This is a genomic window from Streptomyces sp. T028, assembly GCF_048159505.1.
In the GTDB taxonomy this organism is placed as follows: Bacteria; Actinomycetota; Actinomycetes; order Streptomycetales; family Streptomycetaceae; genus Streptomyces.
Genome location: NZ_JBLRVZ010000035.1, coordinates 1 through 23,287, shown reverse-complemented (window position 1 = coordinate 23,287; position 23,287 = coordinate 1). Strand labels below are relative to the sequence as shown.

Here is a 23,287-nt window from a genome sequence, read left to right as displayed (position 1 = left end):
TTGTGACACAGCTATGACCTTCCTGGGCCGTCCTCGGGCTTACTTGAGGGGCCCCCGTGGCGATTACCCTGTCTCCTCTGGCCCTTGCCCCGATCCATCGGCCCCCTGCCCCAGTCCACCACCCATGGAACGCGAGATACATGACCGTCAACGGCTCTGACGACGTACTGCTTGTCCACGGCGGAACCCCGCTCGAGGGCGAGATCCGTGTCCGCGGTGCGAAGAACCTCGTACCGAAGGCCATGGTCGCCGCCCTGCTGGGCAGTGAGCCGAGTCGACTGCGCAACGTTCCGGACATCCGTGACGTGCGGGTCGTACGCGGTCTGCTGCAACTGCACGGGGTGACGGTCCGTCCGGGTGAGGAGCCGGGCGAGCTGGTGCTCGACCCGACGTACGTGGAGAGCGCGAACGTCGCCGACATCGATGCCCACGCGGGGTCGAGCCGTATCCCGATCCTGTTCTGCGGTCCGCTGCTGCACCGTCTCGGGCACGCGTTCATCCCCGGTCTGGGCGGCTGTGACATCGGCGGCCGGCCGATCGACTTCCACTTCGACGTGCTGCGGCAGTTCGGCGCGAAGATCGAGAAGCGGGCGGACGGCCAGTACCTGGAGGCGCCGCAGCGGCTGCGCGGCACGAAGATCCGGCTGCCGTACCCGTCGGTGGGCGCGACCGAGCAGGTGCTGCTGACGGCCGTCCTCGCGGAGGGCGTCACCGAGCTGTCCAACGCGGCGGTGGAGCCGGAGATCGAGGACCTGATCTGCGTTCTGCAGAAGATGGGCGCGATCATCGCGATCGACACCGACCGCACGATCCGCATCACCGGTGTGGACAAGCTCGGCGGCTACGACCACCGGGCCCTGGCGGACCGGCTGGAGGCCGCCTCGTGGGCGTCCGCGGCGCTGGCGACCGAGGGCGACATCTACGTCCGCGGCGCCCAGCAGCGCTCGATGATGACGTTCCTGAACACCTACCGGAAGGTGGGCGGCGCCTTCCGGATCGACGACGAGGGCATCCGCTTCTGGCACCCCGGCGGGCAGCTGAAGTCCATCGCGCTGGAGACGGACGTGCACCCCGGCTTCCAGACCGACTGGCAGCAGCCCCTGGTGGTCGCCCTGACCCAGGCCACGGGGCTGTCGATCGTCCACGAGACGGTCTACGAGTCCCGGCTGGGCTTCACCTCGGCGCTGAACCAGATGGGCGCCCACATCCAGCTCTACCGCGAGTGCCTGGGCGGCTCCGACTGCCGCTTCGGCCAGCGCAACTTCCTGCACTCCGCGGTCGTCTCCGGCCCCACCAAGCTGCAGGGCGCCGACCTGGTCATCCCCGACCTGCGCGGCGGCTTCTCCTACCTGATCGCCGCCCTCGCGGCCCAGGGCACCTCCCGAGTCCACGGCATCGACCTGATCAACCGCGGCTACGAGAACTTCATGGAGAAGCTCGTGGAGCTCGGCGCGAAGGTCGAGCTGCCGGGCAAGGCTCTCGGCTGACACGAGCCTGTACACGTCGATGGGGCGGTCACCCGAGTTCGGGTGACCGCCCCATCGACGTTAGCTGCGGCGCGCCCCAACGGGGCGCGGGGAACTGCGCGACCAGCCACAACGGTCCCGCGGACACCAATGACGCTCAGACACCCACGGCGCTCAGTTCCCTGCGCTCAAAGCGGAGCGCTTACTTGCCCTTGGCCGCTTCCTTGAGCTTCGAGCCCGCGGAGACCTTCACGCTGTAGCCGGCCGGGATCTGGATCGGGTCGCCGGTCTGCGGGTTGCGCGCGGTGCGAGCGGCACGGTGGGTGCGCTCGAAGGTCAGGAAGCCGGGGATGGTGACCTTCTCGTCGCCCTTGGAGACGATGTCGCCGACGACCTCGGCGAACGCGGCCAGCACGGCGTCGGCGTCCTTGCGGGTCACCTCGGCGCGGTCGGCCAGCGCGGCCACCAGCTCACTGCGGTTCATGTTGTTACTCCCGTGTTCTTCTTGCCGTTGCGGCGTGCCACGCGGCGGAGCCGCATAGTGGGCACAGCGAAGTGCGATGTGCTCGCGCCCAGGGACGCATCCTGCCCCTACCTGCGGCGGGAAAGCCAATCCGGCACCCGCAGGAGTCGGGAGAACACCCTTGGGAGTCACCCGAAGCGCGCCTGTGGCTCTGGCCACGATAGACACACCCCATCGGAAGGCGTTTCGCGACGCGCCGGGCGCGGGGACCGTGGTGATCCTCACAGTCCCCGCCAGACGGGCAGGGCTACGAGGCCGACGCGCCGGCCGCCTTCGCGGCGTCCCTGACGGCGCCCGCGACCGCTCCCGCGACCTTGTCGTTGAAGACGCTCGGGATGATGTAGTTCGCGTTCAGCTCGTCGTCGCTGACGACGTCCGCGAGGGCCTTCGCGGCCGCGAGCATCATCTCGGTGTTGACGGTGCGGGACTGGGCGTCCAGCAGGCCGCGGAAGACACCCGGGAAGACCAGCACGTTGTTGATCTGGTTCGGGAAGTCGGAGCGGCCGGTGGCCACGACGGCGGCCGTCTGGCGGGCGACCGCCGGGTCGACCTCGGGGTCCGGGTTCGCGAGCGCGAACACGATCGCGCCCTCGGCCATGGCGGCCACGTCGTCGCCGTCGAGGACGTTCGGGGCGGAGACGCCGATGAACACGTCGGCGCCGCGCACGGCCTCCTTGAGGGTGCCGGTGAGGCCCTCGGGGTTGGTGTTGTCGGCGATCCAGCGCAGCGCCGAGCCGGGGGCGGCGTCGACGAGGTCCGCGCGGCCGGCGTGCACCACGCCGTGGATGTCGGCGACGACCGCGTTCTTCACGCCGGCCGCGATCAGCAGCTTGAGGATGGCGGTGCCGGCGGCGCCGGCTCCGGACATCACGACGCGGATGGACTCGATGCTCTTGGCCGCCACACGCAGGGCGTTCGTCAGCGCGGCGAGGACGACGATCGCGGTGCCGTGCTGGTCGTCGTGGAAGACGGGGATGTCGAGGGCCTCGCGCAGGCGGGCCTCGATCTCGAAGCAGCGCGGGGCGGAGATGTCCTCGAGGTTGATGCCGGCGAACCCGGGGGCGATGGCCTTGACGATCTCGACGATCGCGTCGGTGTCCTGGGTGTCCAGGCAGAGCGGCCAGGCGTCGATGCCGGCGAACCGCTTGAACAGGGCGGCCTTGCCCTCCATGACGGGAAGCGCGGCCTTGGGGCCGATGTTGCCGAGGCCCAGCACGGCGGAGCCGTCCGTCACGACCGCAACGGAGTTGCGCTTGATGGTGAGGCGGCGGGCGTCCTCGGGGTTCTCGGCGATCGCCATGCACACGCGGGCCACACCGGGCGTGTAGACCATGGAGAGGTCGTCACGGTTGCGGATGGGGTGCTTGGACGCCATCTCGATCTTGCCGCCGAGGTGCATCAGGAACGTACGGTCGGAGACCTTGCCGAGCGTGACGCCGTCGATGTGGCGGAGCTGCTCGACGATTTCGTCGGCGTGCGCGGTCGAGGTGGCCGCGATGGTGACGTCGATACGGAGCTTCTCGTGCCCGGAGGCGGTGACGTCGAGGCCGGTGACCGAGCCTCCGTGGGACTCGACGGCCGTGGTGAGCTGGGAGACCGCGGTTCCGCTCGCGGGCACCTCCAGCCTGACCGTCATCGAGTAGGAGACGCTGGGCGCCGTTGCCATGGCCGACTTCCTCTGCACTGCTGGGTGGGTCGCGGGATTGCGGTCCGATCGTCGCACCTACTGATGAGTACGGGAAAGTCGCCTCAGGTTGCGGTCGTTTTGTTCGCGTGGGGGCTCCATGCGAAGAGACCCACATCACATCGGATGTGGGCCTCTTCGTCCGTTCATGACACCGACCCGCCATGCTCGCCTCGCGGCAAGTGGTCGCTCGTAGCGACGAAGGTTGGGCCCGGGGGCTTGGATCGAGCCGGTGTCACACCCAGGCTAACAAACGGATCCCCGAACACCATTCCCGTACGGGGCGGTTCACAGGAAACGCTCGTCCGGGCCCGGGGAGGGTCAGTCCCTGAGCAGGTCGGGCACCCCCCGCGCGTCCGGTTCGTCCCGGTCCCCCGACACCACCGTGAGCTGCTGGGTGGCCCGGGTGAGGGCGACGTACAGCACGCGCAGGCCGGCCGGGGACTCGTCGGCGATCTCGGCGGGGGACACGACGATCGTCGCGTCGTACTCCAGGCCCTTGGCCTCCAGGCTGCCGAGGGCGACGACCCGGTCGCCGAGCCCGGCGAGCCAGCGGCGGGCCTCCTCGCGGCGCTGCATCGCGACGACGACGCCGACGGTGCCGTCGACCTGTGCCAGGAGCCGCTCGGCCTCGGCGCGGACGGTGGCGGCGAGGGTGTCCTGTACGGCGGTGCTGCGTCGTTTGTTCGTTCCCACGAAACGGGGGACGACCCCGGTGGAGCGGACCGCCGAGGGGGACTCGGCGCCGGGCATGGCGAGGGCCAGCACCTTCGCCGCGAGTTCGGCGATCTCGGCCGGGTTGCGGTAGTTGACGGTGAGCTGGAAGCGGCGGCGGGGCCGGGTGCCGAGGGCCTCGTCGCGGGCCTCGGCGGCCTCGTCGGGGTCGGACCAGGAGGACTGGGCGGGGTCGCCGACGACCGTCCAGGTGGCGTGCCGGCCGCGGCGGCCGACCATGCGCCACTGCATCGGGGTGAGGTCCTGGGCCTCGTCGACGATGACGTGCGCGTACTCGACGCGTTCGGCGGCGAGCCGCTCGGCGCGCTCGCGCTGCGACTCCTCGCGCACCGGCATCAGCTCCTCCAGGCCGGTGAGCTGGTCCAGCGGGTCGAGCTCGCGCTTCTTGCGGGGGCGGACCGGGGTGCCGAGGATCGCCTGGAGCTCGTCGAGCATGGCGATGTCGTGCACCGAGTGGCCGTCCCGCTTCAGCGAGCGGGCGACCCTGCGGACCTCGCCGGGGTTGAGGATCCGGCGGGCCCAGCGGCCGAGCCGGCGTTCGTCGGCCATCGCCGCGAGGACGGCGGCGGGGGTCAGCTCGGGCCACCAGGCGTCGAGGAACGCGAGGAACGAGTCCTCGGTGGTCACGTCCTCGTCGAAGGAGGAGCGCAGTTCGGCGGCCAGCTCGGGGTCGGTGTGCCGGCCGGCGGCACCGGAACGCTCCCACAGGGCGTCCAGCAGCAGCTTGCGGGCACGGGGGCGCAGAAGGTTGACGGGCGCGGTGCCGCCGAGCGCGCTCTGCCGGATCCGCTCCAGCTCGGCGCCCTCCAACTCCAGCCGCCGCCCGAAGACGACGACCCGGAGGCGGGTGGGGGTCGCACCCACGGCGTCGGGTGCACCCGGCGTACGCGAGATACCCGGCGTACCCGGCGCACCTGGCACGCCCGGCATGCCCGCGGCATCTGGCGTACCCGCGGCATCCGGTGTACCCGCGGCACCCGCCGTACCCGAGATGCCCGGCGTACCCGGTGCACCCGGCACACCCGCGACACCCGGCGCACCCGGCGTCTCCGAGGAGCTGTCGCCGAAGGCGAGCTGCCCCTCCGGCGCGCCGCGGCGCATGCCGCCGGCACGCCGGGCAGCGCCCGTGCCTGGCCCGCTGCGCTCCCGGCCCCCGCCCTCGCCCCCACCGTCGCTCTGCCGACCACCGCCCGTGCCCGGACCGCCGTTCTCCCAGGCCCCGCCCGCGTCCCGACCGCGGTACTCCCGGCCACCGCCCGAACCCGAACCGCCGTGCTCCCGGCCACCGCCCGCACCCGAACCGCCGTACTCCCGGCCACCGCCCGCACCCGAACCGCCGTGCTCCCGGGCCCCGTCCGGGCCCGTGCCGTCCGGGCCCAGTTCCAGTGCCCCCCGGGCCGCCTTCCGCAGCACGCGCAGCATGCGGGACGAGCCCTTGGCGCGGGCCACGGACGGGGCGTCGTACAGGGTGGCCTCGGCGCCGTCGACGAGGGAGCCGATGGCGCGGATGGCGACCTGGCCCTCCTCGCCGAGGGAGGGCAGGACGCCCTCGGTGTAGGCCACCAGCAGCGGTGTGGGCGAGACGATGAGGATGCCGCCGGAGTATCTGCGGCGGTCCTGGTAGAGGAGGTAGGCGGCGCGGTGCAGGGCGACGGCGGTCTTGCCGGTGCCGGGGCCGCCCTCGACGTAGGTCACGGAGGCGGCGGGGGCGCGGATGACCAGGTCCTGCTCGGCCTGGATGGAGGCGACGATGTCCCGCATGGTGTGGCTGCGGGCCTGGCCGAGCGCCGCCATCAGGGCGCCGTCGCCGATGACGGGCAGTTCGCCGCCGTCGAGGAAGGCCGTCAGCTCGGGGCGCATCAGGTCGTCCTCGACGCCGAGAACGCGCCGCCCCTTGGAGCGGATGACCCGGCGGCGGACGACCCGGCCGGGGTCCACGGGGGTGGAGCGGTAGAAGGGGGCGGCGGCGGGTGCGCGCCAGTCGATGACGAGAGGCGCGTACTCGGAGTCCAGGACTCCGATGCGGCCGATGTGGAGGGTCTCGGCGATGTCCGCGGTGTTGTCGTCGCGGACGGCGCCTTCGGCGGGTTCCACGGCGGTGTAGGCGCCGTCGGGGCCCTTCTTGCCGTCCTTGCCGAGGAGGAGGTCGATCCGGCCGAAGAGGAAGTCCTCGAACTCGTTGTTGAGCCGGTTGAGATGGATACCGGCCCGGAAGACCTGGGCGTCGCGCTCGGCGAGGGCGCCTGGGGTTCCGACCTGGCCGCGCTTGGCCGCGTCGTTCATGAGGAACTCCGCCTCGTGGATCTTCTCCTCGAGGCGCCGGTACACCCGGTCGAGGTGTTCCTGTTCGACGCCGATCTCGCGGTCCCGGACCGTGTCCGGTGCGGCGCTGACCGCGGTTTCCTGCTGAGCCTGTGCGGCCACCGGGCCCCCTTCTGACGTGCTGGGCAGCCGTCAACCGTACGCGAAGGGGACCGGTGGAGGCGAGAGCCCGCCCGAAGGCGGGCCCGCCGAATACTGCCGAATACCGCTGAGTACTGCCGAATGCCGCTAGGCGTCGACCTGGACGAGCTTCTTGCCGTCGAAGGTCATGACCTCGAAGTGGTCGATCTCGTTGGGCTTGAAGGCCGCGCCGCCCACGACGTAGAGCGGGTTCTTGGCCTGCTCGGTGGTGGCGTTCGGGAGGCCGTAGCCCCATTCCGGGACGGACCAGGAGGAGACGGTCTCGCGCTTGCCGTCCTTGCCCACGGCGATGAGCGAGCACTTCTCCGGGCCCGAGACGTTCGTCAGCTCGACGCCGACCTCGGTGCCCCAGGCCTTCTCGCCCATGGCGACGGTGGCCGTCACCTTGGTGGAGGAGTCGGTCGCGGAGACCTTGTCGGAGAGCGTCTCGAAGGTCGACTTGGCGGGGTTGGTGGTACTGGTCGCCACCGTCGCCTTGCCGCCGCCGCCGTCGTCACCGCCGGTCGTGGCCATGACGCCGACCGGGCCGCCGATGATCAGCGCCGCCGCGGCCGCCACGAGGTAGAAGGAGCGGCGGCGCTTCTGGGCGCGCCGTTCGGACACCTCGTCGACCAGCTTCTCCACGAGGCGTGGGCTGGGCCGGGCGGACAGAGAGTCACCGATCGCCGGTGTGCCGGAGCCGGGCAGGTCCGCGAGCGCGGCCAGCATCGGTTCCATCCCGGCGAGCTCGTCGAGCTGCTGCGCGCACCACTCGCACCCGGCGAGATGCGCTTCGAAGGCGGTCGCCTCGGCGTCGTCGAGGATGCCGAGTGCGTAGGCGCCCACGGTCTCGTGTTCGCTCGGGCTCGGAGATCCCACTGATCCCTGCATGGGGCCAGACATACCCGCACCACCTGATCCGAATCCCCCGTAAATGCTCATCACGCCGTCACCCCCCGCTCCTCCAGAGCCAGCTTCATCGACCGCAGGGCGTAGAACACCCGAGAGCGGACGGTGCCACTGGGAATGCCCAGCGTCTCGGCCGCCTCATTGACGGTACGCCCCTTGAAGTACGTCTCGACGAGCACCTCCCGGTGGGCCGGGGTCAGGTCGTCGAGCGCGTCCGACAGAGTCATCAGCCACAGCGCCTTGTCGATCTCGTCCTCCGCGGGGATGACCTCCAGCGGCGACGGGTCGACCTCCTGCGGCCGGGCCTGCCGGCTTCGGTGGCCGTCGATGACGATGCGGCGAGCGACCGTCACCAGCCAGGGGCGTACCGATCCGGTCGCTCGATTGAGCTGGCCGGCGTTCTTCCAGGCACGGATGAGTGTTTCCTGCACCACGTCCTCGGCACGCTGGCGGTCTCCGGCAACCAGGCGCAGGACATACGCAAGCAGGGGTCCGGCGTGCTCCCGATACAGAGCACGCATCAGCTCCTCGTCGGGTTCCGAGGGCTGGGACATGCGATGTCGGGCCCTCGATCCATGTTCATTGGCCACGGCCGCATCCTTGCGCACGCCCACCTCCGGTGTCCGGGGGTTCCCCCAGTCGGTCGCTCGGTGACAGGTACGGATGACACGTGTGGAGTGTTCAAACCCCGGCGACAGTTTTCTTCGGGCTGTCATGACGAGGGGGACATGGCGGCACATTCCCACCGCTTCTTCTTCACATTTTCGCCACATGAGCGCGATTGCGCGAGCTGCCCTTACCCAGGCGTGGGCAAACATGATGTTGTCGAAATCACTTCGACAATTCTGCGGTCAGGCTGGCGCGGGACGCTGCGCAAAGGCTGTCAGCTCGTCAGAGAAGGCGTATACCGGGCAGTTGGGCGCGGGCCAAGGCGGCGCGCCGTCGATGCCGTGCGACCCGTTCCCGGTTGCCGCAGACCTCGCTCGAACACCAACGCCTGCGCCTGCCACGGGAGGTGTCGACGTAGACGATCGGACAGTTGTCGCCCTCGCACTCGCGCAGACCGGCCCGCGCCACGGGATCCGTGAGCAGTTCGACGGCGTCCCGTGCGACGGCGGCGAGCAGCGCGGCGCACTCCGGCGGCCCGTCCAACTCCCGTACGAGGGTGCCGTCCTCGTCGCGTACGGCGCGGGGGACGGGCGGTGCGGGACGGGCGGCTTCGTTGAGGCGGCCGAGGTCGACGTCGTACGGACCGGGGTGGGCGCGGGCCAGCCAGTACCGCACCAACCGGTCGACGCCGGAGCGCAGTTCACGGAACGCCGGCGGCCAGGTGGCGTCGGCGTGGCTGAGCGGGGTGCCCGGCGGGACGAGTCCGGCGCCGCGGATCCAGGCGCACAACGGGCCTACGTCGTCGAGGTGTTCGCGGGGATGGCTGGTCGCGAGGAGGTCGAGACAACTGCGTCCGGCGTCGAACCGCAGCTCGTAGGGGTCCGTGGCCGTGCCCAGTGTCATGCGCCACCGCCTGCGTCGGAGCGTTGCTGAGGAAACCGCTCCTCTCACAGTGCCCGGTCTTGCGGCGCGGCCGAAACCCCCTGTGCCTCAGCCGGCTCGGTGCTTGGCTGTGGCGCTGCCCGCAGTGGCGGCACCCCAGGGGCGGCAGCGGCGGCACGTTTTCGGGCAACGCAGCTGCAACCCCCCAGGGGCGCGGGGAACTGCGCGATCAGCCCCCACCGGGCCGCAGCCGCACGACGGCCCGCGGCTACGCGTCCGCGTACTTCGCGTCTGCGGCGGGGTCCAGGGCCAGGCGGTAGCCGCGTTTGACCACCGTCTGGATCAGCTTGGGGGTGCCCAGGGCGGTGCGCAGGCGGGCCATCGCCGTCTCGACGGCGTGCTCGTCGCGGCCGGCGCCGGGCAGCGCGCGCAGGAGATCGGCACGGGGGACGACCCAGCCGGGCCGCCGCGACAGCGCCCGCAGCAGCGACATCCCGGCCGGGGGCACCGGCTTGAGACAGTCGTCCACCAGCACCGCGTGTCCGCGGATCTCCACCCGGTGCCCGGCGATCGGCAGCGCCCGTGCCCGCCCCGGCAGCTCCTTGCAGAGCAACTGCACCAACGGGCCGAGCCGGAAGCGTTCCGGCTGGACGGTGTCCAGGCCGCGTGCCTGCAGCGGCAGCGCGGTGACCGGTCCGACGCAGGCCGGCAGCACGTCGTGGTGGAGCGCGGCGAGCAGCTCGGGCATCAGGCCCCGCTCCTCGGCGCGGGAGAACAGGGACGCGGCAGCCGGCGCGCTGGTGAAGGTGATCGCGTCGAGGCCGCGCGAGACGGCCGCGTCGAGGAGCCGGTCGAGGGGGGCGATGTCCTCGGGCGGCATCCACCGGTACACCGGGACGCCCACGACCTCCGCTCCCCCGGCCCGCAGCGCCTCCACGAACCCGGGCAGCGGCTCGCCGTGCAGCTGGACGGCGATCCGGCGGCCGTCGACGCCCTCCTCCAGGAGCCGGTCGAGCACCTCGGCCATGGACTCCGACGACGGCGACCACTCCTCGGTGAGCCCGGCGGCGCGGATCGCGCCCTTCACCTTGGGGCCGCGGGCGAGCAGTTCGACCTGGCCGAGCCGGGTGAGCAGCGGCTCGCCGAGCCCCCACCCCTCGGCGGCCTCGACCCAGCCCCGGAAGCCGATCGCGGTCGTCGCGACGACCACGTCCGGGGCCTGGTCGATGAGGTCCTTGGTGGCGGCGAGCAGTTCACCGTCGTCGGCGAGCGGCACGATCCGCAGGGCGGGCGCGTGCAGCACCGACGCGCCGCGCCGCTGGAGCAGCGCGCCGAGTTCCTCGGCCCGGCGCGCGGCCGTCACGCCCACGGTGAAACCCGCGAGGGGGCCGTGTTCCACGGATCCCGGGGTCGGGGCGTCCGGTCGCTGCTGTTCCACGTACATCACTCTCGTCCCGCACTCGAGTCGCCCTGCACCTACATGCCGACGAGCCTGTCAACGGTGCGTGACAGGCTCGGTTCGGCCTCATGTCGCCAGTGTTACGTCACACCTCGGCGTAACTGAGCTGCGGCTTCGCCTCGGAGGCGGAGCTCGCGGCGGTGATCCTCCCCGCCGGGCGACGAAGGTATACGGCCCAGGTGACCACGAAGCAGACCGCGTAGAAGGCGAGGAAGGCGACGAACGCGCCGGTTCCGGAGCCCGCGGTGAGGAAGGACTGGCGGAAGGCGAGGTTGATGCCGAGTCCGCCGAGCGCGCCCACGGCACCGATGAGTCCCATGGAGGCACCCGAGAGACGACGGCCGTACGCGGCGGCCTCCTCACCGGTGAGGCCCTTGGCGAGGGCCTTGGCCTGGAAGATGCCGGGGATCATCTTGTACGTCGAGCCGTTGCCGAGCCCGGTGAGGACGAACAGGGCGATGAAGGCGACGGTGAACAGCGGCAGCGACTCGTTCATGCTGGCGGCGATGATGACGGCGGTGGCCGCGGACATGGCGACGTAGTTCCACAGCGTGATCTTCGCGCCGCCGTAGCGGTCGGCGAGCCAGCCGCCCACGGGACGGATCAGCGAGCCGAGCAGCGGGCCGATGAAGGTGACGTACGCGGCCTGCAGCGGCGTACGGCCGAACTGGGTCTGCAGGACGAGGCCGAAGGCGAAGCTGTAGCCGATGAAGGAGCCGAAGGTGCCGATGTAGAGGAAGGACATGATCCAGGTGTGGCCCTCCCGGACGGCGTCCTTGGCGGCACCCGTGTCGTTCTTCATGGTCGCGAGGTTGTCCATGTACAGCGCGCCGAGGACGGCGGCGACGACGATGAACGGGATGTAGATCCCGAGCAGCACGCGCGGACCGCCGCTCGCCCCGATGACCGCGAGGCCGACCAGCTGCGCGACGGGCACGCCGATGTTGCCGCCGCCCGCGTTGAGGCCGAGGGCCCAGCCCTTCTTCCTGAGCGGGAAGAAGGCGTTGATGTTGGTCATGGAGGAGGCGAAGTTGCCGCCGCCGACGCCGGCCAGCATGGCGCACACCAGGAAGGTGGTGTACGAGGTGCCCGGCTCCATCACGAGGAACGCGGCGACGGTCGGGACGAGCAACAGGCTGGCCGAGACGATCGTCCAGTTCCGGCCGCCGAAGAGAGCGACCGCGAAGGTGTACGGCACGCGTACGACGGAGCCGACCAGCGTCGCCATCGACACCAGGAAGAACTTGTCGGCCGGGGTGAGGCCGTACTCGGGGCCCATGAACAGCACGAGTACCGACCACATCGTCCAGATCGAGAAGCCGATGTGCTCGGAGAGGACGGAGAACAGGAGGTTCCGGCGGGCGATCTTCTCGCCCTTCTCGTTCCAGAACGTCTCGTTCTCGGGGTCCCACTCCTCGATCCAGCGGCTCCCCTTCTTCGTGGGGGACGACGGGGGGGACGGGGGTGCGGGGGCTGTACCAGCGGCTGTCATGACGCCTCCACGGGCTCCGGGCTCGGGTGGTGCGGGGGATGAGCGGTGATGAGTCCCGAAGGTAGGAAGGGCGCGTTTCCGGTCCTGTGGCTGTCGGTGACCGGAAGGGAACGTTGCTCTCACCTCCGCCGACGGGCGGGTGAGAGGTTCTGGGCAGGGCTTCGGGAACCGTCGGGCCACAGCCGGGGCCTGCGGCCGGCCGCCAGGTCCTCGGCCCAGCCGAAGCAGACCACGCACAGCGCGGTCAGCAGCCAGACGGCGGGGAGCTGCGGCCAGGGGCTCTCCAGCAGCCAGGACGCGTGCTTCTCCAGCGGTCCGAGGCCCCACAGCCGGTCCCACAGGCCCTCGACCACGTCGATGCACACGTTGTGCCAGAGATAGATCGTCACGGCGCGGGAGTTGAGGAGGGTGACCAGCCGGTCCCAGTGGCGCAGCGGGCGCGGCCACTCGGTCCAGGAGGGGCTCAGGTGCAGCAGCAGGAGGACCGCCGCGAAGGACCACAGGGACTGGGCGAACGGCATGTCGTCCAGGTCGTGGCCCGTCTCGAAGCCGTGGCCGAGGGCGTACCAGAGGCCGAATCCGGCCACCGCGGGCGCCAGTGACGGCACGACATAGCGGGGCAGGCGGCGCAGGACGCCCTCCTGGTGGGCCATGCCCAGCAGCCAGCACGCACCGAAGGCACCGAAGTCGCTGAGGTTGGAGTCCAGCCGCCAGCTGGGCACCGACAGCGCGCCGAACTCCAGGGCGGCGGACAGTACGAGCGGCGAGAGGACCGTCGGCCAGGGCGCGGCCCGCAGGACGCGCAGCAGCAGCGGGGAGAGGAGGACGAACCAGAGGTAGGCGCGGATGTACCAGAGGGGCACGGCCAGGTCGACGGCCCAGCCGTCGGTGATCAGCCCGTGGACGCCGGGGAGGTTCTCGCCGTACGGCGGGTCGCTGAGCGGGAGGATCCAGAACGTGAGGTGGGTCCACCACCAGCCGGGGTGCCCCTCGTCGTCCGGGCCCCAGCCGGCCAGCAGCATGCCGCTCACGCCGACCGCGCCGAGCAGCCACAGCGGGGGCAGCAGCCGGCGCATCCGGCCCCGGACGACCTCCAGGGCGGGCCGTTTGGCGAGGGAGCGGGCCATGAGGTCGCCGGCGAGGGCGAACATCACGCCCATGGAGGGGAAGACGACGGGCAGCCAGGCCCAGCCCATCAGGTGGTAGAGGACGACCCGGAAGAGGGCGATCGCACGCAGCAGGTCGAAGTAGCGGTCGCGGCCGCCGCTGGGCGCGGGCGCCGGGGCGGTGACGTCGGCCGCCTGGGTGGTGGTCATGCCGCGCTCCTCTCCCCCACCGCGGTCTCGCCGGGAGGCGCCGCCACCTGTCCCTTGCGGCGCAGCTTCTGCCAGCGCAGCCGGCCGCCGGTGAGGGCGGTGATCCAGGACTGCAGCAGGACGACGTACATCAGCTGGCGGTAGAGGATCTGCTGGAGCGGGAGGGAGATGAGCGGGGTGAGTTTCTCGCGGTCGAGGACGAAGGCGTACGCCGCACAGCCCGCCTGCACGGCGAGGACCCCGAACCAGGCCGCGATGGTCCCGGCCGTCGGCCCGAACAGCAGCCCGTAGACGAGGAACAGGTCGATGAGGGGGGCGAGGAGCGGGGCGAGCACCATGAAGAGGGAGACGAGCGGAAGTCCGACGCGGCCGAACCGCCCGGAGGGCCCCCGCTCGACGACGGCCCGGCGGTGTTTCCAGATGGCCTGCATGGTGCCGTAGCACCAGCGGTAGCGCTGGGACCACAGCTGCTGCACGGACTCGGGGGCCTCGGTCCAGGCGCGGGCCTTCTCGGCGTAGACGACCTTCCAGCCGTCGCGGTGGATGGCCATGGTGATGTCGGTGTCCTCGGCGAGGGTGTCGTCGCTCATGCCGCCGACCCGGTTGAGGGCGCTGCGGCGGAACGCCCCGACGGCGCCCGGGATGGTGGGCATGCAGCGCAGGACGTCGTACATCCGGCGGTCGAGGTTGAAGCCCATCACGTACTCGATGTGCTGCCAGGCGCCGATGAGGGTGTCCTTGTTGCCGACCTTGGCGTTGCCGGCGACGGCGCCGACGGTCGGGTCGGCGAAGGGCTGGACGAGTTCGCGGACGGTGGCCGGCTCGAAGACGGTGTCGCCGTCCATCATCACGATCAGGTCGTGCCTGGCGTTGGCGATACCCCGGTTGAGGGCGGCGGGCTTGCCCGCGTTGAGCTGCCGTACGACGCGTACGCCGGGCAGGGCGAGGTTCTCGACGATGCGGGCGGTGCCGTCGCTCGAGCCGTCGTCGACGACGACGACCTCGATCGGGTGCTCGCTCCTCATCAGCGAACGGACCGTGTTCTCGATGCACTTGGCCTCGTTGTACGCGGGCACCAGCACCGACACCGGTTCGGTGACCGGCGCGTCCGGACCCCAGCGAAACCCCTGACGGCGGGTACGGCGGGTGTGGATCGCGGACAGCAGCAGCATCAGGCCGAAGCGGGCGAGGACGAGGAAGCCGATGACGGCGAGGCCGACGACGAGGACGCCGGTGAGGTCGTCGGCCGCCGTCACCAGGAACACCCAGGCCCTGCCCTTCCACAGGTCCAGGCCGGTGACGGGGGTGTGCGCGCTGGGCGCCTGGAGGGCCTCGGTGAGGTTCTGGAAGCGGTACCCCTTCTTCTGCAGGTCGGGGAGGTAGGTGTCGAGGGCCCGGACGGTCTGGCCGCGGTCGCCGCCGGAGTCGTGCATCAGGACGATCGCGCCCTCGCCGGCCTTCGGGGTGGCGTTGCGGATGATCCGGCCCACGCCCGGCCTGCGCCAGTCCTCGCTGTCGGCGGTCGTGAGGACGGTGAGGTAGCCGCGCGAGCCGACGTACCGGGTGACCGGCCAGGACGCGTTGTCGAGGGCGTCAGCGGAGGAGGAGTACGGCGGCCGGAACAGCGAGGTGCGGATACCGGCCGCGCCCTCCAGGGCGAGCTGGTTCTGGGTGAGTTCCCAGTCGATGCGTTTCTTCGACTGGTAGGAGAGGTCGGGGTGGTTGAAGGTGTGCAGGCCGATCTCGTGGCCCTCGTCCACCATCCGCTTCACGAGGTCCGGGTAGCGGGAGGCCATGGTGCCGGTGATGAAGAAGACGGCGTGCGCCCGGTGCTTCTTCAGGACGTCGAGGACCTCGGGGGTCCACTTCGGGTCGGGGCCGTCGTCGAAGGTGAGGACGATCCGGTGGTCCGGCACGTCCAGGCTCTTCACCCGGTCGGCCGGGCCGCCCCGGTCGCCCCGGGTGTCCACGACCGGCCCGCCGTCGAGGATCTTCTGCGGCACCTGGTCGGCGGGGGCCTCGGGGCGGATCCGGTGGTCGGCGAGGATCTCGCTGTGCACATAGCCGCGCAGCATCAGCATCGCCATCATCGCCAGCAGGATGGCGAGCGGGAGCAGTCGGCGCATCCGCAGCGGAGGCATCAGCCGCCGACGCGCGGCGGCGGGGGCGGGGGCGGAAGGGGCTGTCCCGTGGCCGGGTGGTCCGTCGGGCGCTCCGCGGGCCACCCGGCCACGGGACAGCCCGACGACGCGTCGGGGGAAACGATGGTGGGTGCGTAAGGACATGAGAGGTCGTTCTCCGGGGACGGGAAAGGGACGACGGGAGGGAGGCGGAGGGAGGACGGAGGCGAAGGGAGGACAAGAGGCGGAGGGGCGACGGGAGGCGGACAGAGGAACGCCGAGCGCGGGAAACCAACGGGTCGGCCCGCGGCCGGTCACACTCCCGGTCCCGCGGTGACGGCGGCAGGCACCTGGAATCTGCCGTGTCCAGGGGCCCTCGCTCACGCCCCCGGGGCCGCCGGGGACGGGGAGGACTCGGGTGAGGGGCTTGCGGCCGGGGAGGACTCCGAGGGCTGGGGGCCGGAGGAGCCACCGCCCACGACCGGGCTGCTGGGGCCCGGGTCGGAGGGGGAGCCGCTGGGTGACGTACTGGTGCGGGGGCTGCCGCTCGCCGAGGGGCGGGCCGCCGCCGAGCCGGTCGGTGCGGCGGCGCTGCCCGAGGCGCTGGGGCCGCCGCTCGCGCCCGTTCGGGACGGTGCGCCGGCCGAGGCGGAGACGCCGGGGCCGCGGGGCGCCGCGAAGCCCGGGACGCCGGAGGTCGCGTCGGCGGAGGCGCTCGGCGCGCGGGTGGACTCGACCCGGCTCGCCGGCGGATCGTCGTCCGGGCCCGGCACGGGCAGCCAGGGCGCGCCGGCGTTGCCGGACAGCAGGGTGGCGACGATGACGACGGCGTAGGCCCCGCAGGCGAGGGCCACGAGGATGCCGATCCGGCGGAAGGTACGGCTGCGGCGGCCCGACTCGTCGACGAACACGGGGGCGTCGGAGGCCGATGACCGGGCCCCCTTGGCCGCGTGCGGGGTGTCGAGCTGGACGGTCACCTCGTCGGGGTCGTTGCCCTCACCGGAGTCACCGGAGTCACCGGAGTCACCGGGGGGATCGCTCGACCGTTCGTTTTCGGAAAGGGCGTTCGAGGACGACTCCCGCCCGCTTTCCTCCAGAACACCCGATAACGACCGATTACCGGCGGCAGTCGGCACATCCCGAGCCGGAGGGGCTGCTTCCGGCCACTCCGAAGACTCCGGTTGGGCGCCTTCTCGCCATTTCTTCACGTGCGCACTTCCCCCAATGGACCTGTTCAGGGTGCGCCGACGATCCCGAGCGCACGTCGACGAGACCGGGCCCCCACCCGGAATTCGCGCCCCTTTTACCCCACTGCGCTCAGGTCGAAGAATCTAGCGCAGGTGCGGGACCCGTGTTCGCGATGTGCGATTTGTGCACAGACGCCATGTTCATGTCGATGGCTGGAATCCATCCACCGGAGGGCCGCTGAAGCCACCCTTCCACCCCGGCGATCTCGGTCGCGGACCGTCGAAGCGCGTCGAGCCCGGGATGGACCAGCCCCTTTCGCCACACCAGTGACACGGGCGACAAAGGGACCGGGTCGATCAAGGGCCGCGAGACGGTGCCCGTCATGGCCTGAAAACCCACCACAGCAAGGACGGGATTACCCACCTTTGTGGTGATCCGCCGGAACTCCTCCTCCCCCACGGCGAGCGGCGCGGGCGGCGCGAGACGAATCCCGCGCCCCTCGAACAGCCGCTCCGCGAGATCGGTCCACTCGGGCGTACGGGGATTGCCGGCCCCGGCGTACACCGTCTCCCCGGCGAGCGCGTCCAGCGGCACCTCGGCCAGCCCCGCCAGCCGGTGCCCCTCCGGCAGCACGACCGCCATCGGCTCGTACCGCACGAGCCGCTGCTCCAACTGGCCCCGCAGCACCGGGTCCAGCCCGGCGTACCGCCCGAACGACGCGTCGAGCCGCCCCGCGACGATCTCGGCCGCCGCGCCCGTGAGCCCGCTCTCGTAACGGGCCATCAGCTCCAGCTCGGGGGCGAGTTCACGGGCCCTGTGCAGCACGCGCCGCCCGGTGTCCAGGTTCGGCGAGTTCAGGTCGACCAGCAGCGGACGGGCCCGCCCGAACGCGGCGACCAGGTCGTCCTGCGCCTGCAGCACCCGGCGCGCGAACGGCACCAGCCGCTCCCCGTCCGCCGTCAACGTCACCTGCCGGGTGGTCCGGACGAACAGCTCGGCCCCGAGCTCGCGCTCCAGCCGCCGTACGTCCCGGCTGAGCGCCTGCTGGGCGACGTACAGCCGGGCGGCGGCGCGGGTGAAGTGCAACTCCTCCGCGACGGCGAGGAAGGCGCGCAGGAGACGGGGCTCGATGTGGGTCTGGCCAGGTGCGGGCATCCGGCGAACCTACAACGGGAGTGCGTGAATCGGCACCGAGAAGGTGTTGGACCCCCTGATCGCCGACGGGAGACGGTTTCCTCCATGCCGGACAGCCCGCAACGCCTCTTCACGGTCACCGCCGACACCGTCGTGATCGCCGACCTCGCCCCTCGCCGCGCCGAGCCCCGCGTCGTGATCGCCGACCTCGCCCCTCGCCGCGCCGAGCCCCGCGACCACAAGCACGACCACCCCTACCGCCGTCTCCTCTCCCTCCCCGGCGCCCGCGCCTTCACCGCCGGGAACCTCCTCGCCCGGCTGCCCATGGGCATGTTCAGTGTGAGCGCGGTCGTGATGATCGCCGGGGCGCACGGCTCGTACGCCCTCGCCGGGGCCGTCACCGCGACCGGCCTCGCGGCCACCGCGCTCCTCGCACCCTGGATCGCCCGGCTGGTCGACCGGCACGGACAGGCCCGGGTCGCGGTCCCGGCGACGCTGTTCGCGGCACTCGGGAGCCTCGCGCTGCTGCTCTGCGTCCGCTACGACGCCCCGGACTGGACCCTGTTCGCCGCGTACGCCGCCACCGCGACGACCCCCAACACCGGCGGGATGTCCCGCGCCCGCTGGAACCACCTCCTCGACGGCGACCCGGCCGCCCTGCACACCGCGAACTCCTTCGAACAGGCCGTCGACGAGCTGTGCTTCCTGCTGGGCCCGGTGGCCGCGACCTTCCTGTGCGGCACCTTCTTCCCGGAGGCGGGCACCCTGGTCGGCGTGGTGCTGCTGGTGACGGGCATCCTGACGTTCGCCGCCCAGCGCGCGACGGAACCGCCCCCGCACCCTCGCCCGAAGGCCGGATCGCCCCTGCGCACGCCAGGCCTCCTGCCACTGCTCGCCGTCTGCCTCGCCCTCGGATCGGTGTTCGGGGCGACGGAGGTGGTGACGATCGCGTTCGCCGACGAGCGCGGACACCGTACGGCGGCGGGGATCGTCCTCGCTCTCCAGGCAGCCGGCTCCTGCGCGGCCGGTCTGGTGTACGGGGCGATACGCCCGTCCGGTCCCGCCTCCCGGCGGCACCCCTGGTGCGTGGCCGCGATGGCCGCGCTCCTCACTTTCCCACTGCTCGCGGCGACCGGGCCCGGCTCGCTCCCGCTGCTGGCCGCGGCGCTGCTCCTCTCGGGAACGGCGACCGCCCCCACGATGGTCACCACCATGGCCCTGATCCAGGAACGCACCCCCGTGGCCCGCCTCAACGAGGGCATGACCCTCGCTGTGACCGGCCTCCTGGGCGGGATCGCATGCGGCAGCGCGACGGGCGGCTGGGCAGCCGAACACGCCTCCCCCGCGACGGGCTTCACGATCCCGCTCGGCGCGGCGGCCCTGGCCCTGCTCGTCTCCCTCACCGCCGCGCGGTCGCGGTCCCGGCACTGAAACCGCGGGAGCGCGGCTCCCGTTCACGAGGAACGGGAGCCGCGCTCCACTCGTGTCGCAGCGTCAGCATGCTGCACACGTACTACGTGCTCGCGGGGGCTACGCCCGTCCTCGTACACAACTGTCTCGAGGACAACATCTCGAAGGCCATGGACGGCCTCAGCGACCACGTCACCAGCGCCGTGCCGACCGATGCCAACGGCTCTGTGATCGGTCCGGAGTTCAGGAGCGGCAATGACGCGGCTCAGCGTCGCGCCAACGGCATGCTTCAGCGGGCCACCGGCCGTAGGGCCCAGTGGGACGCCGCGGCACACGCCGAGCCGAAGGTCGCCCTCTGGATGAATGACAATGACGTCAGCTTCGCGAATATCGTCATCAACAACTCCTACGTGTGCGGTGGTGCGGGAGGGTAGGGCTGCGTGAATGTCCTTCCGCATATTCTCGAAAGTGGACGGTCGGTGAACGTCTGGTACCGAGACCTGCAAGGAGTCTTGCAGAATACCGGGCTGATTCACGGCAGGGCCCCCAGAAGAAGCCCATAAATGACCGCTCGGTCCGAACTGTCCGCGCGATAGGATGGCGCCCACATCGGAGAAGGGAAAATGATCACCGTGGCGGTTCGATGTGGAGCGCTCAGCGAGGCTGACCGGGCTCAATGGTCTGTGAGTCCGTTCGGGGCAATAGGTCCTCTTCGCTTCGGGATGACCCGTGACGAGGTGGAAGAGGCTCTGCGAGGGGTCGCAGTGAGGGCTTTCGGGACAGGCGGTACCACTGGATCGAGCGGTGGGCTCGTGTTTGACGTCCCGGATGCGGCACCTATGGTTCCGTCCTCGGTGGTATCGACGTATTACGACCTATCCGATGTGTTGGCCTGTGTCGCGATCGATGCACGCAATGGGCCGCAGGTAATTCTGGACGGGATTCGGTTGGCTGGGCGTGTGCCGTCCGAACTGGAAGACCAGTTCATTGACTATCTGGAAGCACGCGACCGGATGGTGACCTATAATCAGCACGGCGATTTCTCCTCCGCTGCGGTGGGTGTTATTGTGCGGGCCCAGCGCGTGGATGATGTGGTGCTGAGCCGCCCGGTTTTCGTTTCGAGTGAATGGGCCGATCGCTGCGGAGACGTTTCGGAAGGTCCCGTCCCGCAAAGCGAATGGCAAGTTCGTTAGCCCAGGTGAATGATGGGCCTCGCGCGGCACATGCCGGGCGAGGCCCATCGCGCTTCCGTCTGGCTCGGGTTGCACTCGGACGGCGGTGGCAGCTGTAACAGATTCACGCCGGACACCAGGGTTCTGATGGCTGACGGCTCCGTCAAGGCGATCAAGGACGTCAAGGCGGGACTGCAGCACGGACAGTGACGCCGACGTGGGCGTGGCCGAGGGGTTCCTTGATCACGGCGAGTTCTACGCCCTGTTCCAACTGTGAGGCCAGGGCGAACGACTGCCCGGGCATCCAACTGTGGGAGACGGAAAGGGAGTCGTGGTATCGCGTCGGCCGAGAGGGAAGTGCCATGAAGCTGTGGGATCAGAAGGTCGAACCGTATGCCGATCGTCTGGAGGCGGCACAGGGTGCCGTACTATGCGATCTCGCACTGGACGTGGTCGAGGCGACCCTCCCGTTGTTCGATCCGCCGTTCAGCGAGTTCTTTCCGGAGGAACACGCCACGTTGATCCAGTCCGCCATCGACGTCCGCCGGAGCTCTTCGGCGGACTGGTGGCGCGACGGCGACTTCGCGGAGGGGTTTCGCGCGCAGTACGACGCACTCCCCCAGGTGCCCGTCAGGCCGGCGGTCGGTCCGTTCCTCACCGGGCTGGTGCGGTTGTTCGAAGCTCTTCCCGAAGCTGTGACCGCCGACGACACGCTCGAGATCCTTTCCTCCTGTTACGAGGCCGTCCTGATGTCGCACCTCACCGGTCGGGTGACACTCTGGGACGAGGAGAACAGCGAACGCTGCCGGGAAGCCGTGGAGCAGCAGATCCGCATCATCGAGGACCGGGTGCCGCCCGCGCCTGCCGCTTCCTGAACCGGCCGATCGCCTGTCTGAAGGAGTCCGAGAAGGCGACCGCGGCTGCCTCGATGAGCGTCATCATCGAGTTCTTCGTGGCACCAAGTCATGAAGCCGCGGCTGCCGTCGTGAACGGCGGCCCCTGCGGGGTCTTCGCGTCACTGTCGTCCGGCAACTTCGACGTCGAGGAGGCGCTGATCGAGTGGGAGACCATCTTCACCGGTCGAAGCCACGACGAGCTCGTCGCCGCGGGCGAACACGAAGCCGTCGCCGATCCTGGCGGGGGAGGGCCGGTGGTCCTGGTCGTTTCTCGCCCCCTTCAGAACGCCCTTGCCGTGGCCGGCCCATCCCGGCTCATCGACGTCTGCCGGCTGTGGGTCCAGACGCGGGCCGCAGACGGAGAGGTATTGGACAACGAGATCGTCGCGCAACTCCTGAGGGACCTGGCCCGGCTGGCTCACGACATCGGCCGTCGGGGCCACCGTCTGTACTGCTGGCTGGCGTAGAGAAGTGGTCGGCCATGGGTGCCTTTCAGGGGCGGTTGATGCTCGCGCGTATACCGGCCAGGAGGTGGTGGAGGGCGGCGGGGGTGGTGGTGAGGATCGTTGCGGGGGTGTCGCTTTCGCGGAGGTGGAGGGTGGTGGGGGTGCCGGCGAGTTCGAGGCAATTGTTGCCGTCACCGCTGCCGGAGAAGGAGGACTTCTGCCAGTTGCCGGGGGTCGTCATGGCGGCGCCTCTCACAGTTCCTTCGCCAACCTGTGGATGAAGTCACGCGATTGGTCGGGGTCGAGTGATGCGGACTCCACCATATGGAAGAGCGTTCGAAAGGCGCCGAGTTGTGCCTCGGAGTCAATGAACCCCGCTCCCTGAGGTCCGTCACGTAGAGCCGTGTCCAGCTTCGGTACCACTCCACCCACGTACATCATCGCGTTCGTGGCGCCACCGAATTCGTCCAGGTCGAAGGGGACGACGCGCACGGTGATGTGCTCCTCCGCGGAGAACTCGAGGATGCGGCCGAGCTGAGCCCGCATGGCGGCCCGGTCGCCGACCCGGATGCGCAGGGCGGCCTCGTGGATCACAGCTGTGTAGGGGGCGGGCGCCGAGCCCGTGATGATCGCCTTGCGTGCCATCCGGTGCCGGACCCGCAACTCCAGGTCGGCATGCGGCAGTTTGGGCACACGGTACGAGAAGACGGCCCGGGCGTAGTCCTCCGTCTGGAAAAGCCCAGGGACATGCAGGAACTCGACATCGAGCCGGTATGTGCCGTGGTGTTCCAACTCTGCAAGGTCCAGGAACGACGCAGGCAACAGGCCCTGGTACTCCTCCCACCAGCCCCGGGTGCGATCGGTCGCCATGGCCACCAGAGCCTCGACCAACTCGGTGTCCGTGCACGAGTAATGGGCCGCGAGCTGTCGTACGCGCGTCTCGCTGACGCCTGCCGTGCCGAACTCGATCTGGCTCATCTGTGCCGAGTCCGTGCCAAGCAGCGCGGCGGCCTCGCGCCCTTTGAGCCCAGCGGCTTCACGCAGTTTTCGCAGCTCAGCGCCCAAGCGTTGCTGACGTGCAGTCACCTGCTTTCTGCGGGCCACGACTTCCCTCCTTGAACTCGTTCGGGTAGCAGACTACGGGAGCGACTTGCGTGGTCCCAAAATATGGCCCTACTGTCGGTGATGCGAGCATCACGCAACGGAAGCGCACCGCCCCGTCCTGCCATGACGGCTGCGGCACTGCCACCGCCCCCTCACCCCTTCAGCCGAACGGAGCTGCCCCATGCCCGAAACCGCCCCCGCTCCCGACTCCTGGGAGTACTCCCTGTACATCCCCACCGATCCCAGAGCGGTCACGGTCTCGCGTCGCACCCTTCGGGTGATCCTCACCCTCCACGGCCT

At 70.5% G+C, this 23,287-nt stretch carries 20 protein-coding genes and 1 pseudogene; 7 read left to right on the top strand and 14 right to left on the bottom strand.

What is annotated here, in order from left to right; genetic code table 11:
- The first annotated feature begins 140 nt into the window (after positions 1-140).
- The gene (murA, locus tag ACLZN2_RS31980; RefSeq protein ID WP_416982887.1) at positions 141-1,487 is read left to right on the top strand and encodes a UDP-N-acetylglucosamine 1-carboxyvinyltransferase; all 1,347 of its coding nucleotides are present in this window, start codon (positions 141-143) and stop codon (positions 1,485-1,487) included.
- Between the two features lie 181 nt (positions 1,488-1,668).
- On the opposite strand, the gene ACLZN2_RS31975 is transcribed toward murA, so the two are convergent.
- From ACLZN2_RS31975 to ACLZN2_RS31920, 12 genes are all read right to left on the bottom strand, one after another.
- Positions 1,669-1,950, bottom strand: coding sequence for an HU family DNA-binding protein (locus ACLZN2_RS31975; RefSeq protein WP_004000874.1), 282 nt, complete (start codon positions 1,948-1,950; stop codon positions 1,669-1,671).
- Between the two features lie 286 nt (positions 1,951-2,236).
- Complete coding sequence (locus ACLZN2_RS31970) at positions 2,237-3,655, bottom strand: NAD-dependent malic enzyme (protein ID WP_416982886.1); 1,419 nt, start codon at positions 3,653-3,655, stop codon at positions 2,237-2,239.
- Positions 3,656-3,994: 339 nt separating this feature from the next.
- A complete protein-coding gene (locus tag ACLZN2_RS31965; protein ID WP_416982885.1) occupies positions 3,995-6,832 on the bottom strand; it encodes a UvrD-helicase domain-containing protein in 2,838 nt (945 codons plus the stop codon).
- 126 nt (positions 6,833-6,958) lie between these two features.
- Positions 6,959-7,741, bottom strand: coding sequence for an anti-sigma factor family protein (locus ACLZN2_RS31960; protein ID WP_416982884.1), 783 nt, complete (start codon positions 7,739-7,741; stop codon positions 6,959-6,961).
- A 50-nt stretch (positions 7,742-7,791) separates the two neighbouring features.
- Entirely contained in the window at positions 7,792-8,313 is a 522-nt protein-coding gene (locus ACLZN2_RS31955; protein WP_010039908.1) for a sigma-70 family RNA polymerase sigma factor, read from the bottom strand.
- A gap of 337 nt (positions 8,314-8,650) precedes the next feature.
- The gene (locus tag ACLZN2_RS31950; protein ID WP_416982883.1) at positions 8,651-9,271 is read right to left on the bottom strand and encodes a CGNR zinc finger domain-containing protein; all 621 of its coding nucleotides are present in this window, start codon (positions 9,269-9,271) and stop codon (positions 8,651-8,653) included.
- Positions 9,272-9,518: 247 nt separating this feature from the next.
- Complete coding sequence (locus ACLZN2_RS31945) at positions 9,519-10,694, bottom strand: uroporphyrinogen-III synthase (protein ID WP_416982882.1); 1,176 nt, start codon at positions 10,692-10,694, stop codon at positions 9,519-9,521.
- A 100-nt stretch (positions 10,695-10,794) separates the two neighbouring features.
- Positions 10,795-12,201, bottom strand: coding sequence for a nitrate/nitrite transporter (locus tag ACLZN2_RS31940; RefSeq protein WP_416982881.1), 1,407 nt, complete (start codon positions 12,199-12,201; stop codon positions 10,795-10,797).
- Positions 12,202-12,320: 119 nt separating this feature from the next.
- Positions 12,321-13,517 (bottom strand): acyltransferase family protein, encoded by a 1,197-nt coding sequence (locus ACLZN2_RS31935; RefSeq protein WP_416982880.1) that lies wholly within the window; start codon positions 13,515-13,517, stop codon positions 12,321-12,323.
- Positions 13,514-15,658 carry a bifunctional polysaccharide deacetylase/glycosyltransferase family 2 protein gene (locus ACLZN2_RS31930; RefSeq protein WP_416982954.1) on the bottom strand — a complete coding sequence of 715 codons (2,145 nt, stop codon included), beginning with the start codon at positions 15,656-15,658 and terminating at the stop codon, positions 13,514-13,516. Before ACLZN2_RS31930 ends, ACLZN2_RS31935 begins: the two co-directional genes overlap by 4 nt.
- 359 nt (positions 15,659-16,017) lie before the next feature.
- Positions 16,018-16,614, bottom strand: coding sequence for a hypothetical protein (locus ACLZN2_RS31925; RefSeq protein ID WP_416982879.1), 597 nt, complete (start codon positions 16,612-16,614; stop codon positions 16,018-16,020).
- Between the two features lie 340 nt (positions 16,615-16,954).
- Positions 16,955-17,980, bottom strand: coding sequence for a LysR family transcriptional regulator (locus ACLZN2_RS31920; protein ID WP_416982878.1), 1,026 nt, complete (start codon positions 17,978-17,980; stop codon positions 16,955-16,957).
- An 84-nt stretch (positions 17,981-18,064) separates the two neighbouring features.
- Here ACLZN2_RS31920 and ACLZN2_RS31915 point away from each other — a divergent pair, with 84 nt between their 5' ends.
- The 5 genes from ACLZN2_RS31915 (at position 18,065) to ACLZN2_RS31895 (ending at position 21,904) form a co-directional block, all read left to right on the top strand.
- A complete protein-coding gene (locus tag ACLZN2_RS31915; protein WP_416982877.1) occupies positions 18,065-19,390 on the top strand; it encodes an MFS transporter in 1,326 nt (441 codons plus the stop codon).
- A 68-nt stretch (positions 19,391-19,458) separates the two neighbouring features.
- Positions 19,459-19,803 carry a DddA-like double-stranded DNA deaminase toxin gene (locus ACLZN2_RS31910; protein WP_416982876.1) on the top strand — a complete coding sequence of 115 codons (345 nt, stop codon included), beginning with the start codon at positions 19,459-19,461 and terminating at the stop codon, positions 19,801-19,803.
- Positions 19,804-20,181: 378 nt separating this feature from the next.
- Positions 20,182-20,562: a hypothetical protein gene (locus ACLZN2_RS31905; RefSeq protein ID WP_416982875.1), complete on the top strand. Its 381-nt coding sequence runs from the start codon at positions 20,182-20,184 to the stop codon at positions 20,560-20,562.
- Between the two features lie 218 nt (positions 20,563-20,780).
- Positions 20,781-21,416 (top strand): hypothetical protein, encoded by a 636-nt coding sequence (locus tag ACLZN2_RS31900; RefSeq protein WP_416982874.1) that lies wholly within the window; start codon positions 20,781-20,783, stop codon positions 21,414-21,416.
- A 53-nt stretch (positions 21,417-21,469) separates the two neighbouring features.
- Positions 21,470-21,904 carry a hypothetical protein gene (locus ACLZN2_RS31895; RefSeq protein WP_416982873.1) on the top strand — a complete coding sequence of 145 codons (435 nt, stop codon included), beginning with the start codon at positions 21,470-21,472 and terminating at the stop codon, positions 21,902-21,904.
- Positions 21,905-21,929: 25 nt separating this feature from the next.
- On the opposite strand, the gene ACLZN2_RS31890 is transcribed toward ACLZN2_RS31895, so the two are convergent.
- Positions 21,930-22,124, bottom strand: coding sequence for a DUF397 domain-containing protein (locus tag ACLZN2_RS31890; RefSeq protein WP_416982872.1), 195 nt, complete (start codon positions 22,122-22,124; stop codon positions 21,930-21,932).
- 11 nt (positions 22,125-22,135) lie between these two features.
- Positions 22,136-22,987 (bottom strand): helix-turn-helix domain-containing protein, encoded by an 852-nt coding sequence (locus ACLZN2_RS31885; protein ID WP_416982871.1) that lies wholly within the window; start codon positions 22,985-22,987, stop codon positions 22,136-22,138.
- Positions 22,988-23,168: 181 nt separating this feature from the next.
- Here ACLZN2_RS31885 and ACLZN2_RS31880 point away from each other — a divergent pair.
- Positions 23,169-23,287: pseudogene (locus tag ACLZN2_RS31880) on the top strand (ATP-binding protein); the annotation flags it as partial.

What these genes read in the sequence shown, in the direction of transcription:
- ACLZN2_RS31935 (WP_416982880.1), bottom strand. Translation starts at nt 13,517, where the DNA reads ATGACCACCACCCAGGCGGCCGACGTCACCGCCCCGGCGCCCGCGCCC.
- murA (WP_416982887.1), top strand. Translation starts at nt 141, where the DNA reads ATGACCGTCAACGGCTCTGACGACGTACTGCTTGTCCACGGCGGAACC.
- ACLZN2_RS31960 (WP_416982884.1), bottom strand. Translation starts at nt 7,741, where the DNA reads ATGCAGGGATCAGTGGGATCTCCGAGCCCGAGCGAACACGAGACCGTG.
- ACLZN2_RS31945 (WP_416982882.1), bottom strand. Translation starts at nt 10,694, where the DNA reads ATGTACGTGGAACAGCAGCGACCGGACGCCCCGACCCCGGGATCCGTG.
- ACLZN2_RS31955 (WP_010039908.1), bottom strand. Translation starts at nt 8,313, where the DNA reads ATGTCCCAGCCCTCGGAACCCGACGAGGAGCTGATGCGTGCTCTGTAT.
- ACLZN2_RS31890 (WP_416982872.1), bottom strand. Translation starts at nt 22,124, where the DNA reads ATGACGACCCCCGGCAACTGGCAGAAGTCCTCCTTCTCCGGCAGCGGT.
- ACLZN2_RS31975 (WP_004000874.1), bottom strand. Translation starts at nt 1,950, where the DNA reads ATGAACCGCAGTGAGCTGGTGGCCGCGCTGGCCGACCGCGCCGAGGTG.
- ACLZN2_RS31970 (WP_416982886.1), bottom strand. Translation starts at nt 3,655, where the DNA reads ATGGCAACGGCGCCCAGCGTCTCCTACTCGATGACGGTCAGGCTGGAG.
- ACLZN2_RS31915 (WP_416982877.1), top strand. Translation starts at nt 18,065, where the DNA reads ATGCCGGACAGCCCGCAACGCCTCTTCACGGTCACCGCCGACACCGTC.
- ACLZN2_RS31895 (WP_416982873.1), top strand. Translation starts at nt 21,470, where the DNA reads ATGAGCGTCATCATCGAGTTCTTCGTGGCACCAAGTCATGAAGCCGCG.
- ACLZN2_RS31940 (WP_416982881.1), bottom strand. Translation starts at nt 12,201, where the DNA reads ATGACAGCCGCTGGTACAGCCCCCGCACCCCCGTCCCCCCCGTCGTCC.
- ACLZN2_RS31930 (WP_416982954.1), bottom strand. Translation starts at nt 15,658, where the DNA reads ATGCCTCCGCTGCGGATGCGCCGACTGCTCCCGCTCGCCATCCTGCTG.
- ACLZN2_RS31950 (WP_416982883.1), bottom strand. Translation starts at nt 9,271, where the DNA reads ATGACACTGGGCACGGCCACGGACCCCTACGAGCTGCGGTTCGACGCC.
- ACLZN2_RS31910 (WP_416982876.1), top strand. Translation starts at nt 19,459, where the DNA reads ATGCTGCACACGTACTACGTGCTCGCGGGGGCTACGCCCGTCCTCGTA.
- ACLZN2_RS31920 (WP_416982878.1), bottom strand. Translation starts at nt 17,980, where the DNA reads ATGCCCGCACCTGGCCAGACCCACATCGAGCCCCGTCTCCTGCGCGCC.